The sequence below is a fragment of the Acinetobacter towneri genome, assembly GCF_017498585.1.
Taxonomy (GTDB): Bacteria; Pseudomonadota; Gammaproteobacteria; order Pseudomonadales; family Moraxellaceae; genus Acinetobacter; species Acinetobacter towneri.
Map to the genome: position 1 here is coordinate 141714 of NZ_CP071766.1, position 13179 is coordinate 154892.

At 42.0% G+C, this 13179-nt stretch carries 9 protein-coding genes; 5 read left to right on the forward strand and 4 right to left on the reverse strand.

Annotated features, from left to right (window positions below; genetic code table 11):
* Nucleotides 1-224 precede the first annotated feature (224 nt).
* The gene (locus J4G44_RS00610) at nucleotides 225-1751 is read left to right on the forward strand and encodes a fumarate hydratase (protein ID WP_004974861.1); all 1527 of its coding nucleotides are present in this window, start codon (nucleotides 225-227) and stop codon (nucleotides 1749-1751) included.
* Nucleotides 1752-1853: 102 nt separating this feature from the next.
* Here J4G44_RS00610 and J4G44_RS00615 read toward each other — a convergent pair whose 3' ends face one another.
* The 4 genes from J4G44_RS00615 to tig form a co-directional block, all read right to left on the reverse strand.
* On the reverse strand, nucleotides 1854-2570 hold the full coding sequence (locus J4G44_RS00615) for a DUF2846 domain-containing protein (protein ID WP_180158774.1): 717 nt from the start codon (nucleotides 2568-2570) through the stop codon (nucleotides 1854-1856).
* Nucleotides 2571-2763: 193 nt separating this feature from the next.
* Nucleotides 2764-4074, reverse strand: a complete 1311-nt coding sequence (clpX, locus tag J4G44_RS00620; RefSeq protein WP_180158773.1) for an ATP-dependent protease ATP-binding subunit ClpX — start codon at nucleotides 4072-4074, stop codon at nucleotides 2764-2766.
* 29 nt (nucleotides 4075-4103) lie between these two features.
* Nucleotides 4104-4709 carry an ATP-dependent Clp endopeptidase proteolytic subunit ClpP gene (clpP, locus tag J4G44_RS00625; RefSeq protein ID WP_004974855.1) on the reverse strand — a complete coding sequence of 202 codons (606 nt, stop codon included), beginning with the start codon at nucleotides 4707-4709 and terminating at the stop codon, nucleotides 4104-4106.
* Nucleotides 4710-4899: 190 nt separating this feature from the next.
* Nucleotides 4900-6231 carry a trigger factor gene (gene tig / locus J4G44_RS00630; protein WP_180008662.1) on the reverse strand — a complete coding sequence of 444 codons (1332 nt, stop codon included), beginning with the start codon at nucleotides 6229-6231 and terminating at the stop codon, nucleotides 4900-4902.
* 265 nt (nucleotides 6232-6496) lie between these two features.
* Between tig and J4G44_RS00635 the strand changes: the two genes are divergently transcribed.
* The 4 genes from J4G44_RS00635 (at nucleotide 6497) to J4G44_RS00650 (ending at nucleotide 13138) form a co-directional block, all read left to right on the forward strand.
* Nucleotides 6497-8665 carry a TonB-dependent receptor domain-containing protein gene (locus tag J4G44_RS00635; protein ID WP_207973749.1) on the forward strand — a complete coding sequence of 723 codons (2169 nt, stop codon included), beginning with the start codon at nucleotides 6497-6499 and terminating at the stop codon, nucleotides 8663-8665.
* 292 nt (nucleotides 8666-8957) lie between these two features.
* Nucleotides 8958-11192, forward strand: coding sequence for a catecholate siderophore receptor Fiu (locus J4G44_RS00640; protein ID WP_207973750.1), 2235 nt, complete (start codon nucleotides 8958-8960; stop codon nucleotides 11190-11192).
* A 159-nt stretch (nucleotides 11193-11351) separates the two neighbouring features.
* Nucleotides 11352-12035: a Fe2+-dependent dioxygenase gene (locus J4G44_RS00645; protein ID WP_167846329.1), complete on the forward strand. Its 684-nt coding sequence runs from the start codon at nucleotides 11352-11354 to the stop codon at nucleotides 12033-12035.
* Nucleotides 12032-13138 carry an alpha-hydroxy acid oxidase gene (locus tag J4G44_RS00650; RefSeq protein ID WP_004974839.1) on the forward strand — a complete coding sequence of 369 codons (1107 nt, stop codon included), beginning with the start codon at nucleotides 12032-12034 and terminating at the stop codon, nucleotides 13136-13138. Before J4G44_RS00645 ends, J4G44_RS00650 begins: the two co-directional genes overlap by 4 nt.
* Nucleotides 13139-13179 lie beyond the last annotated feature (41 nt).

Sequence of the window (13179 nt, forward strand, 5' to 3'; positions counted from 1 at the left end):
CATCATTCCAAAGAAGTCTTTGAACATAGCTGAATTTGCACCAACAAAACAGCAAAATCATGGCCCGTTTTGACGACATAATTTTATGGATATTTCACAAATTCTCTCAAGCTAACGACTGATATTAAACTTTCGCCCAAAGCTTGATCAAAGTGCCCACAATCGCTGCATTTTATCTTATAATTTAGCCCGCTAGCTATCCGCCCGCTCAAGAGATTTTTGATATGACAACTATTATCAAGCAAGATGACTTGATCACTTCGATCAAAGACGCGCTTCAGTTCATTTCCTACTATCATCCACAAGACTTCATCCAAGCGATGAGCCGTGCTTATGATCGTGAAGAAAACAAAGCTGCGAAAGATGCGATTGCACAGATCTTAATTAACTCACGTATGTGTGCAGAAGGTCATCGTCCAATCTGTCAAGATACTGGTATCGTAAACGTATTCCTTGAAGTGGGTTTAGACGTTAAATTTGATTTAACGATGAGCTTGGACGATGCGATCAACGAAGGTGTACGTCAAGGTTACCTAGAAAACTCAAACGTACTTCGTGCATCGGTATTGGCTGATCCTGCATTTGGTCGTAAAAACACCAAAGACAACACCCCTGCAGTAATTCACTACAAACTCGTTCCGGGTAACAAAGTAGATATTACAGTTGCTGCCAAAGGTGGCGGTTCAGAAAACAAATCTAAATTGGCGATGTTGAACCCATCTGACTCAATTGTAGATTGGGTACTTAAAACTGTTCCGACTATGGGCGCAGGCTGGTGTCCACCGGGTATGCTTGGTATTGGTATTGGTGGTACTGCCGAAAAAGCCATGATGCTTGCAAAAGAAGCACTTATGGAAGAAATCAACATGGACGAATTATTACGTCGCGGTCCACAAAACAAAATGGAAGAACTCCGTATCGAGATCTTCGAGAAAGTGAATGCTCTTGGTATTGGCGCACAAGGTTTGGGCGGCTTAACGACGGTTCTTGATATTAAAATTAAAGACTACCCTTGCCACGCTGCAGGCAAACCAGTGGGTATGATTCCAAACTGTGCTGCAACTCGTCACGCACACTTCCAGTTAGATGGTTCAGGTGTAGCCCATATTCAAGCACCTAAACTTGAAGACTACCCAGAAGTAACTTGGGATTCTTCTAAATCTAAACGTGTAGATTTAGACAACATTACTCAAGAAGAAATGAACTCTTGGCAGCCAGGCGATACGTTGTTATTAAACGGTACGATTTACACAGGTCGTGATGCTGCACATAAGCGCATGGTCGACATGATCAACAATGGTGAAGAATTACCAGTCGACTTAAAAGGCAAATTCATTTACTACGTTGGCCCAGTTGATCCTGTTGGTGATGAAGTGGTTGGCCCTGCAGGTCCGACAACAGCAACACGTATGGACAAGTTCACACGCCAAGTATTAGAGCACACTGGTTTGTTCGGTATGATTGGTAAGGCGGATCGTGGTCCTGCAGCAATTGAAGCCATCAAAGACCATAAAGCAACTTACCTTATGGCAGTAGGTGGTGCGGCTTATCTTGTATCTAAAGCTGTACGTGAAGCAGAAGTGGTTGCTTTTGAAGACTTAGGTATGGAAGCAATCTACAAGTTCAAAGTTGAAGATATGCCTGTATCTGTTGCGGTAGATGTCAATGGTACATCTATCCACGCGATTGCACCAAAAATCTGGCAAGCTAAAATTGGCAAGATTCCCGTTGTAGATGCTGCAGCAGAATAATATTCCAATTTAGTAATAAGCGAAAAAGCACCCAACATTGGGTGCTTTTTTATGCTTACTGGAAATAAATAAAAGCAATGCATGAGATAAAGATGCAAAACCTTACCACGTTCTCGGATCCCACAATTTAAAGGGTTGGGTTAAATGCACATCTTCTGCAGGGTCATATTTCTCATGCTTAATTTTTTGTGGCTTTTTGCGTAACTTGCCTGTGTGCTGATCTTCCGCAACAAAGTTATAGCTTTCTGTTTTGAGTTGAGTAAATGCGATTTCCTGTTGTGCGGTACTTGTAGGCATTAAAATTAAAGGCCCTGAAACCTCCTTACGTGTGCTCAAGTTTTCTTCGTCATACTTAATAAAATACGACTGCCCTGCTTGTACCTGAAAATCTAAATACTTCGGTTTTTGAAAATGCAATGCCCCCAAAGGCCGACTTACACTTAAACGATACTCACCTGGTGCAAGTTCAATCCAGTAATAATGATTGTGCAATAAACTTGGAATCCGATGTTTGTTGATAAACATACTGGCTGCGACAATTTCCTGCCTATTCCACTTAGAGTCAGGGCGATACAAATACACAATGGCCGCATCTTGATGCTGTGCCTGAACAGGTTTAAAATTTTGCCCTAGTTTTTGATTGACCCAACCACCAATGGTCATCATGCCTAAGCGGTGCTGCTCTACAAAACCAGGCTTTTGTTCTAAATCTAAAACTTTTAAGGTACTCGGTGGTTGCGTTTGTTGCACCACGTTTTTTTTGCCATGACATCCCACTAACATTAAACTGGTCACGACCAAGATTGCGACACCACGCATGTCTATCCCTCACTGCGTTTCTTATTTTTGTAAATTAAGTTTTTGCAAATCAAGCTGCAAATTCATTTTGCAATTGTTGTTTTGAATAATAGGCGTCCGCGCCTTGAACTAAGATTAACACCGCCTTGTTTTTTTTGACAATAAAAAACGTGCCGAAACTTAGCGTTTCGGCACGTTTCAGACGAACAGCGAATTAAGCTGTTTTGCTGTCTAATACTTTTAAGTCGACTTTTTCTTCAACTGGCTCTTCAGCTTTGGCTTGACGCTCGACCTGAAATTCAGGCTTCGCACCTTCATCAATCACAGCCTCAGTCACCACCACCGTGCCTACATCGGTACGGCTTGGTAGGTCATACATGGTTTCAAGCAAAGCATTTTCTAAAATAGAACGTAAACCACGTGCGCCTGTATTACGTTCAAGGGCTTTTTTCGCCACTGCACGTAAAGCCGCCTCTTCAAAGACTAAATCGACATTTTCCATCTCGAATAAGTATTGATACTGACGGGTTAGGGCATTTTTTGGTTCAGTCAGAATTTGCAATAATGCATCTTCATCCAGTTCATCTAGTGTTGCAATCACTGGCAAACGACCAATAAATTCTGGAATTAAACCAAACTTCACCAAGTCGGTTGCTTCTACCTGACGGAATAAATCCGACAATTTCTTGCCTTCATCTTTTTTCTTCACGTCTGCCGTAAAACCAATGCCGCCTTTTTCTTGGCGTTGCTGCACAATTTTCTCTAAACCAGAGAATGCGCCACCGCAAATAAACAAGATATTTGAAGTATCAATTTGAATGAATTCTTGCTGCGGATGCTTACGTCCACCTTGAGGCGGAATAGAAGCCACCGTGCCTTCAATCATTTTGAGCAAGGCTTGCTGAACACCTTCACCAGACACATCACGAGTAATTGATGGGTTTTCAGACTTACGCGTGATCTTGTCAATTTCATCAATGTAGATAATGCCTTTTTGTGCTTTTTCTACATCGTAATCGGCTTTTTGCAACAGCTTTTGCACGATGTTTTCGACATCTTCACCCACATAACCCGCTTCGGTTAAAGTCGTGGCATCTGCCATTGCAAAAGGCACATCTAATAAACGTGCTAAGGTCTGTGCAAGTAAGGTTTTACCCGAACCCGTTGGACCTACCAACATGATGTTACTTTTTGAGATTTCGACAGCATCGCCTGCTTTATGCGCCTGATTGCTCACTTTTAGGCGTTTGTAATGGTTATATACTGCAACCGATAAGGTTTTTTTCGCAGTATCTTGACCAATTACATACTGATCAAGCGCAGCACGAATTTCATGTGGTTTTGGCAATGGACGTGTTGCCCAATCACCCGACTCAACTTGTTGACTGGTCTGAACCAAGTCTAAGCATACGTCCACACATTCATTACAGATGTATGCGTCCTCGCCTGCAATCAGCTTCCCGACTTCAGACTGCGTTTTACCGCAAAATGAACAATGTTTTTGTCCCTGAGGATGTTCGGACATAGTCACTCCAATATCTCAATCTTTAAAACTTATGGACGTTTTGTTAAAACTTCATCCACAAGACCGTATTCCTTCGCTGCCTGCGCAGTCATGAAGTTGTCACGGTCGGTATCTCTTGCGACAGTTTCATAGTCCTGACCACTATGTTCTGCCATTAAACGGTTTAAACGCTCTTTAATGAATAGAATTTCACGCGCATGAATTTCAATATCTGATGCCTGACCACGGAAACCACCCAATGGTTGGTGAATCATAACGCGGGCATTCTCAAGACAGTAACGCTTACCTTTTGCGCCTGCATTTAACAGGAATGCACCCATAGATGCTGCTTGTCCCATACAGTAAGTCACGACGTCTGGTTTAATAAATTGCATGGTATCGTAAATTGCCATACCTGCAGTCACAGAACCGCCTGGTGAGTTAATGTATAGGTGAATATCTTTATCCGGGTTTTCTGCTTCTAAAAACAACATCTGCGCCACAATTAAGTTGGCCATATTATCTTCGACTTCACCCGTCAAAAAAATGACACGTTCACGTAAAAGACGTGAATAAATATCAAAAGAACGCTCACCACGAGAGGATTGTTCAACCACCATGGGCACTAAAGCATTTTCAATTGTTGGAACATACATATGGTTATTTATTCCTAAATTCTTGTGACACGACTCATGTTCACAATATGAGGGATAATTGTCTAAATTGCAAAATATTCACAGCTTAAATCGTAGATATTTTGAGTTAAATGTTGTCGATCTGTGAAAAACCCAAAAACTGCGATGCAATAAAAAAGGCGCACAAAGCGCCTTTTTTACCTAAAGTCAATTAGCCTTGTTGACGAGCTTGTTGCTCTTTCAATAAGTCTTCATAGCTTACAGATGTATCAGTCACTTTTGCAGAAGCCAAGATGTGATCTACAACCTGGTCTTCTAAAACAACAGCTTCAATTTGTGAACGTTGTTGTTTGTCGTTTTTGAAGTATTCAATCACTTCGCTTGGATCTTCATAAGAAGAAGCCATGTCTTCGATGTAAGCATCTACACGCGCTTGATCTACTTCAAGTTTAGCATTTTCTAATACTTTGCTAACCAATACGCCAAGTTTTACAGATTTTTCAGCTTGTTCTTTGAACAATTCATCTGGAAGCATGCTTGAGTCAAATGCTTTTGCACCTTGCGCACCAAACTGCTGTGTGAATTGCTGAATCATTTGTTGACGTTGACGGTCAATTTCTTGAGCAACCATTGCAGACGGAATTTCAACTTCGTTTGCCGCAACGAGTGCATCAAAAGTTGCACCTTTTACTTGGTTACGTAAACCGTTTTTCACTTCACGTTCCATGTTTTTACGAACGTCAGCTTTTAACTTTTCTACGCCTTCTTCTTCAGAAATACCGAAGATTTGTAGGAATTCAGCATCAATTTCTGGAAGTTTTTGCTTTTCAACCAGCTTCAATGTGATTTTGAATTGTGCTGCTTTACCTGCAAGGTTCGCTGCTTGGTAGTCTTCAGGGAAAGTTACATCAATCACTTTCTCTTCGCCTTTTTTCATGCCCACGATACCATCTTCAAAACCAGGAATCATGCGACCAGAACCAAGTACCAGTTTAAAGTCTTCAGCTTCACCGCCTTCAAACTTCTCGCCATCTACAGTGCCTTCAAAGTCAAAAGTCACTTGCATGTCTTTTTTCGCCATGCCTTTGGTTTCAACCCAAGAAGCACGTTGCTTTTGAAGGTTTTCAAGCATTTGTTCAACATCGCTATCATTTACTTCAGAAGACTTGCGTTCAACTTCCAAACCGTCAAATTTCACTTCAACTTCTGGATAAACTTCAACAGTCGCTTCATATACTAAAGCGTCGTCTTTCATTTCAGTTTTTTCGATGTTTGGCATACCCACAGCATTGATTTTTTCTTGTTGGATTGCTTCAAACACGGTGTCACGAATAATGTCGTTGACCACTTCTTGATAAATACCCGCACCGTATTCACGACGAACAACGTTTAGAGGCACTTTACCTGGACGGAAGCCGTTGATCTTCACAGTTTTGGCAGTGCGTTTCAAGCGAGCTTCAAACTGCTCGTTAATACGGCTCGTCGGTACAGATACATTTAAACGACGGGCAACGCCCGAAACCGCTTCAGAAGTTACTTGCATGGCTTCCTCGATATAGTTAGTAATAACAGTTTATAAAAAAGTGCCACATTATATGACAACATTAAAGGATATACAAAATACGTTCTGATCTCGACTGAATTTTTTTAATCGTCACGCTATTTTCTGTAAATTTTCAACTTTGTGTATATTTCTTGTTGTAAATAAGAATCCTTATCATTATTATTAACCAACTCCTTCATGAATGATTCTAATTACCATATAGGTCTGAATTAGGATCATTGATTCATATTAGAGATATAATTTTATGGCTAAGTTCAACCTACACCCGCTGTGTCTTGCATTACTTGGGGCAACCTCTACTGCTGTTTTCGCAAATACCTCTACCGATGCGACTTCAACCCACCAACTTTCCACAATTGTGGTTTCAGCGGCAGGTTTTGAACAAGAGCTAAAAAATGCACCCGCATCTATAAGTATAGTCAGTAAAGAAGATATTGAGAAAAAAAATGCCACCAGCATTGCTGACTTACTGGCTGATGTCCCTGGAGTCGATATTCGTAACGGCGTAGGTAAAACCTCAAACTTAAATATCGGTTTGCGTGGTATGGGGCAAGAGTACACGCTGATTCTGATTGATGGACGTCGTCAAACCACATCTTCAGATGTCACCCCGAATGGTTTTGGTGAAACATCAAATGGATTTTTGCCACCACTTGCTTCAATTGAACGCATTGAAGTAATTCGTGGCCCTATGGCAACGCGCTATGGCTCAGAGGCAATGGGCGGTGTGATCAATATCATTACCAAAAAAGTGTCAGATGAATGGAATGGTAATGTCACTATCAGCGGTAATGTAATGGAAAACAATGCCGAAGCCGATTCATGGAAAACCAATTTTGTTGTCAATGGCCCACTGATCAATGAACGTTTAGGCTTACAACTACGTGGTAGCTATTTAGACCGTCAGCGTTCAGAACGCATTCAGGGCTCAACAGGTCGTGACCCACGCCCAAGTACAGCAGACAATTACGATGTTGGTGCTAAACTCGACTTTAAACTGGATGATCAAAATTCATTTTGGATAGATGGTTTTCATTCTAGCCAGCAATATAAAAATGAAGATAACCGTTTAGGGACTTTAGATACCGCAACCAAAGCATCAGGTTATAAAGATGAATTAGAATTCAACCGTACTCAAATTTCTTTGGGACATGAAGGTAATTACGATTTTGGGATTTGGAAAAGCTATGTTAGCCATTCAGACACTGAAACTAAAGGTCGTACTCTACCAACCGATGCTTTTGACAAAACTGCGCAGCAGAACAATCCACTCATTGGCAGTGACCGTACTTTAGAAAATACCGATCTGGTTGCAGATAGCCATCTAATTTCCACCTTTGGTGCGCACAAAGTTACAGTCGGTGCAGAATATAAAAAGCTCACCATTCGTGACAATATTGCTCAACATAAAAGCGGCAAAGATGAATTTGAGAAAGACTCTTGGGCAATCTATGCCGAAGATGAGTGGAGCTTACTCGACAATTTGACCTTCACGTTTGGTACACGCTATGAAGACCACTCTGGTTTTGGTGGCGAGTTTAGTCCACGTGCTTATTTAGTCTGGAATACCAATGATATTTTAACCATTAAGGGTGGTGTCAGCACAGGTTATAAAGCACCTTCGCCTAAGGCACTCTACGATGGTTTAATCAATATGAGTGGTCAGGGTTCGACCTATGTATTTGGTAACGCTGCTTTAAAACCAGAAACATCGACCAATTACGAACTTGGTTTTAATTTACAGCCTAATGATCAGCTGAATTTTACCGCCACAGGCTTTTACAGCCAAATTGAAGATGCGATTGTTTCCCAAGACATCTCTAATTTAGCGATTTGCCCTGTAGATGATTGCTCTAGAAGTGTAAATGCCAACGAAGCCAAAATCTATGGTGCTGAGACGTCTTTACAGTACAGCATTATTCCTGAATGGGATATTAAAGCGGCCTATACTTACACCAAAAGTGAAATTACAGATGGTAAGGATGAAGGACTGTACTATAACAACAATCCTCGCAATGCCTTTAACCTGACCTCGACTTGGCACATTAATCCGAACGTTGATGTGTGGTTACAACACGAATACAAGTCAGCCCGTTTGCGCTTCAAACAATTACCAACAACACCACAAACTAGCGATTTTGAAGAATACAAAATCATGGGCGATAAATTTGGTGGCTATAACGTATTTAACTTAGGTGCAAGCTATACAGTAACAGATAATCTTCGTTTCAATATGGCAGTGAATAACCTATTAGATAAGGACTTCACCAAAGATAATCAGAGCTATACCTATGTCAACAAAGGTAAAACTCAAACTGCAACTGCCTATAAATACTTAGACATTGGTTCATCTGTTTCGGGCACATATTTAGCAGGTCGCAACTACTGGCTCTCTGTTTCTTATGACTTCTAAGCCTTAAATTTCTTTTTAAACCCTGCTTCGGCAGGGTTTTCTGTCTTTATTCCCAAGCCTTTCACGTTTACATCGTTTTATTAAATAAAAATATTGATAATGATTATTATTTTCAAATAAGAATCAAAAGAAAGTGTCATCCCACACATTGTTGTTGATAATGATTCTCAATACAATTAGCAACAATTGTTATAGACGTCATAACAACAACTTCACACTTTATTCATTTTGAACTAAAAACGCTGAATAAAGCGTGGCCTCCTGTTGGTTTACATTTAGGGAAATACCATAAATGGCACAGATCAAAAGCCGCAAACACAATCGCTCTGCGCAACTGATGGCTTTAGCCGCCTCTCTTCCACTACTTGCACATGCCGCAAGCCCTGAAGATGACGTCACCCACTTACCCACCATTACGGTTAAATCAGAAGCCGAAAGCAAATACAAGGCAGACCGTTTAAGTTCTGCAAAATATACACAGCCGTTGTTGGATACCCCACAAACAATTTCTGTGATTAAAAAAGAAATGCTACAAGAACAAGGCGCAACGTCCTTAGTTGAAGCCTTACGCAATACACCAGGCATTACTCTACAATTGGGAGAAAATGGCAATACTAGTGCTGGCGATGCCTTTCAAATGCGTGGTTTTTCCACCCAAACCTCGACCTATGTTGATGGTGTCCGAGATTTAGGCGCAATCAGCCGTGATGTATTTAACATTGATCAAATTGAAGTTGTCAAAGGCCCATCGGGTTCAGAAGCGGGTCGTGGTGCAGCATCGGGTTATATCAATTTAGTCAGCAAATTACCGCAAAGTGAAAGCAGTCAGGAAATTTCTGCAACTTACAACACAGCACAACATACAAGACTTTCTGCAGATATTAACCAGGCCATCAATCCAAATACCGCATTTCGTCTAAATGTAATGGGGCAAGAAGGCGGCATAGAAGGACGTGACTATATTGAAAACAATAGTTATGCCATCGCCCCTTCTATTGCCTTTGGATTAAACACTGCCACACGCCTTTATTTATATTCTCAACACATCAGACAACGCAATATTCCAGATGGTGGCATTCCAACTGTGGGCATGCAAGGCTTTTACAATACCGATTCACTGTTAGCCACTGCGCCTAAAGTTAATCGGGAGAATTTTTATGGTCATGTCAATGACTATGAAGATGTCGATGCTGATATGTTCACCGCAAAAATTGAAAGTGATTTAACCGATCAACTCAAACTGACCAATATCACCCGTGTAGCGAAAACCCACATGAATCGGGTTTTAACAGGCATCAATACAGGTGCAAATGGTCTTCGAACCAATGGTTCATCAAACCCTGCCGAATGGGAAGTGAACCGCTCCCGCCAAGGCGTCGATCAAGAAAATAAAATTCTGGCCAATCAAAGCACTTTAAACTGGAGTGTCAAAACGGGGGCAGTACAGCATGATGTTGTTGCAGGCATGGAGTTTTTAAAAGAACAACAATCTAGCAAACTCATGGCAACCCAGATGCCTGGCGAAGCCACTGCCGATACACCGTGGGCCAATCTTTATCACCCAGACCGCAATCAAGCCATGCCAGCGCTTATTTATAATGGCGGTTATACCGATGGTGAAACCCAAACGGCAGCCGCATATTTATTTGATACTCTAAAATTTGGGGAGCGTTTTCAACTGAATGGTGGCGTACGGGTCGATTATTATGAAACAGATTATCAAGGGCTTACTCTGCCACGTGGGGGAAATGCTTTGGTGGCCACAGATCTGAGCACCCACGATACGCTGTTCAGTTGGAAACTTGGCGCTGTGTATAAGCCTACGTTAAATAGCAGCATTTACGCTGCGTATGCAAAATCGCTGACTCCGCCCGGCAGCGCCAACTTTAGCCTGTCTGAATCAGGCAATGACGCCATTAATGCGCAGCCTCAAGAAACCCATCATTATGAATTAGGCAGCAAATGGGAGTTATTGCAAGGCAAACTGGCTGTGGCTGCTGCAGCGTATCGCACAGAAAATGAAAATCAATCGACCATTGATCCGATTTCCCAGCTTGCCGTGCAGGAAGGCAAAAAACGTGTCGATGGTGTTGAGCTAAGTGCTGTAGGTCAAATTACCGATGCCTGGAATGTTTCTGCAGGCGTTGCCCACATGAAAGTTAAACAACTGAATCAACGCTCATCGAGTAGCACAACATTATCTGAACGCTGGTCACCTGAATGGACTGCAAGCTTATGGTCAACCTACGACTGGGCGGGCTTTAAATTTGGTTTAGGTGCTCGCTATGTCGATGAACAAAAACGTGTTGTGACTGACAGCAACGCACCTGCCAACATGCCAAATATTCCAGGCTATGTCGTATTTGATGCCTTAGCAGGCTACAACTTTAACAAGCATGCTTCACTAAATCTCAACCTCTACAACCTTGCCGATAAAGAATATATCAGCACCCTCAACAATGGTGGTGGTCGTGTGGTTCTTGGACAGCCACGCTCAGCAGCACTTAGCTTGAATTACAAGTTCTAAGTAATTGCAATAAATCTATAGCACGGCTCAAAAGAGGCTATATAGATTGGTTCGGGCGATGAGTCGCTTTCATAGTACATATCGCTCGAACTTTTTATGCTGAACCATAATGTCGAGTATTCAATTTTTTGAATTATAACTTTCACAGGAAGAATCAATATGATGCTTCACATTCCAGAAGTTCTTAGCAAAGTGCAAGTCCAACAGATTCGCGCTGAATTGGACACTGCAGCTGCATGGCAAAATGGTCAATTCAGTGCAGGCGCACAAGCACAGAAAATTAAACAGAATTTACAATTTGACCTGCAGCATCCGAGCTATGTAACTCTGTCACAAGACATCCTCAGTGCACTAAAACAACAGGCTTTATTGCAGTCCTTTGCCTTGCCGCTGCACATTCTGCAACCCATGTTCAATTGTTATCAAAACACAGGAACTTATGGCAATCATGTCGATAATGCCGTGCAATATTGCGCACAGGTACAACGTCCGATTCGCACAGATGTGTCCATGACCCTGTTTTTAAGTGAGCCTGAAGAATATCAGGGCGGTGAACTGATTATTGAAGACAATTACGGTAGTCATGAAGTCAAACTCAGTGCAGGTGATGCCATCGTGTACCCTGCTACCAGTTTACATCGGGTCGAACCTGTTACAGCAGGTCAACGAATTGCAGCGTTTACATGGTGTCAAAGTATGGTAAAAGATGACTGGCAACGCAGTATGCTGTTCAATTTAGATATGACTATTTTGCAATTGCGTCAACAACTTGGAGATACAGCAGAAGTATTGGCACTAACCGCACATTATCACAATCTGATTCGTCAATGGAGTCAGTTATGAATACCACGCCATTGGCAGCTTTGAATCACATCCCGCCACATTTACACACCATTGCCGACTATCAAAAACAGGCGCAATTACATTTAGATGCAGCCACTTGGGCCAATTTAGAAGGCGCTGCAGGCGATGAATATAGTCTGAACAACAATTTACGTGCGTTTGCCGATATTCAATTATTGCCCCGTCATTTAAATACTTTTGCAGGGGCAAATACGCAAATTCAGCTCTTGGGCGAACAGTATCCACACCCAATTTTTTTAGCACCCGTGGCTTACCAACAACTGTTTCATCCACAGGGGGAAATTGCTACAGCGCAAGCGGCAGCCGCCCTACAAGCCCCCATGATTCTCAGTCATTTAAGTACCACTTCAATGAGCACACTGAATCAGGTTTCGGGCGCGGCAAAATGGTTTCAACTGTATTGGCAAGGCAGTCGTAAAGCTGCTTTGGATTTGATTTTTCAAGCGCAACACTATGCCTATCAAGCCATTGTACTCACGGTTGATGCACCGCACATGGGCATTCGAGATCGGGAACGTCGCGCTGCTTTTCAATTGCCTGCACATATTCGGGCGGTATATCAATCATCTGTAAATACCACTCCGCTTAAGGAAAATCAGCACCCTCTTTTTGATGGATTGATGCAGCAGGCTGCCACATGGGAAGATATTGCTTGGTTGCTACAACACAGTCCACTGCCTATTTTACTCAAAGGTATTTTACATCCTGCCGATGCGCAGCAGGCATATCAGTACGGAGCACACGGTATTATTGTGTCTAATCATGGTGGCCGAATTTTAGATACCGCGGTCAGCCCAATTCAAATTTTAGGCACGATGCGAAAAATTTTATCGCACGATTTCCCAATTTTATTAGACAGTGGGATTCGTCGTGGCACAGATATTTTTAAAGCACTGGCCTTGGGAGCAAGTGCGGTTTTGGTCGGTCGTCCATATATTTATGGCTTGGCAGTTGCAGGCGCGCTAGGGGCAGCGCATAGCATTAAACTGTTAAAGGAAGAATTTGAAGTCACAATGGCACTTATGGGAACAAGCTGCATCAAACAAATCAACAGCAGCTATATTTATCACCAAAATAGCTAATATCAGAAAAATATTTCACAACACATGCCGTATCTGTAAAA

Coding starts and splice junctions, on each gene's coding strand:
- J4G44_RS00610 (WP_004974861.1), top strand. CDS start 225: ATGACAACTATTATCAAGCAAGATGACTTGATCACTTCGATCAAAGAC.
- J4G44_RS00615 (WP_180158774.1), bottom strand. CDS start 2,570: ATGCGTGGTGTCGCAATCTTGGTCGTGACCAGTTTAATGTTAGTGGGA.
- clpX (WP_180158773.1), bottom strand. CDS start 4,074: ATGTCCGAACATCCTCAGGGACAAAAACATTGTTCATTTTGCGGTAAA.
- clpP (WP_004974855.1), bottom strand. CDS start 4,709: ATGTATGTTCCAACAATTGAAAATGCTTTAGTGCCCATGGTGGTTGAA.
- tig (WP_180008662.1), bottom strand. CDS start 6,231: ATGCAAGTAACTTCTGAAGCGGTTTCGGGCGTTGCCCGTCGTTTAAAT.
- J4G44_RS00635 (WP_207973749.1), top strand. CDS start 6,497: ATGGCTAAGTTCAACCTACACCCGCTGTGTCTTGCATTACTTGGGGCA.
- J4G44_RS00640 (WP_207973750.1), top strand. CDS start 8,958: ATGGCACAGATCAAAAGCCGCAAACACAATCGCTCTGCGCAACTGATG.
- J4G44_RS00645 (WP_167846329.1), top strand. CDS start 11,352: ATGATGCTTCACATTCCAGAAGTTCTTAGCAAAGTGCAAGTCCAACAG.
- J4G44_RS00650 (WP_004974839.1), top strand. CDS start 12,032: ATGAATACCACGCCATTGGCAGCTTTGAATCACATCCCGCCACATTTA.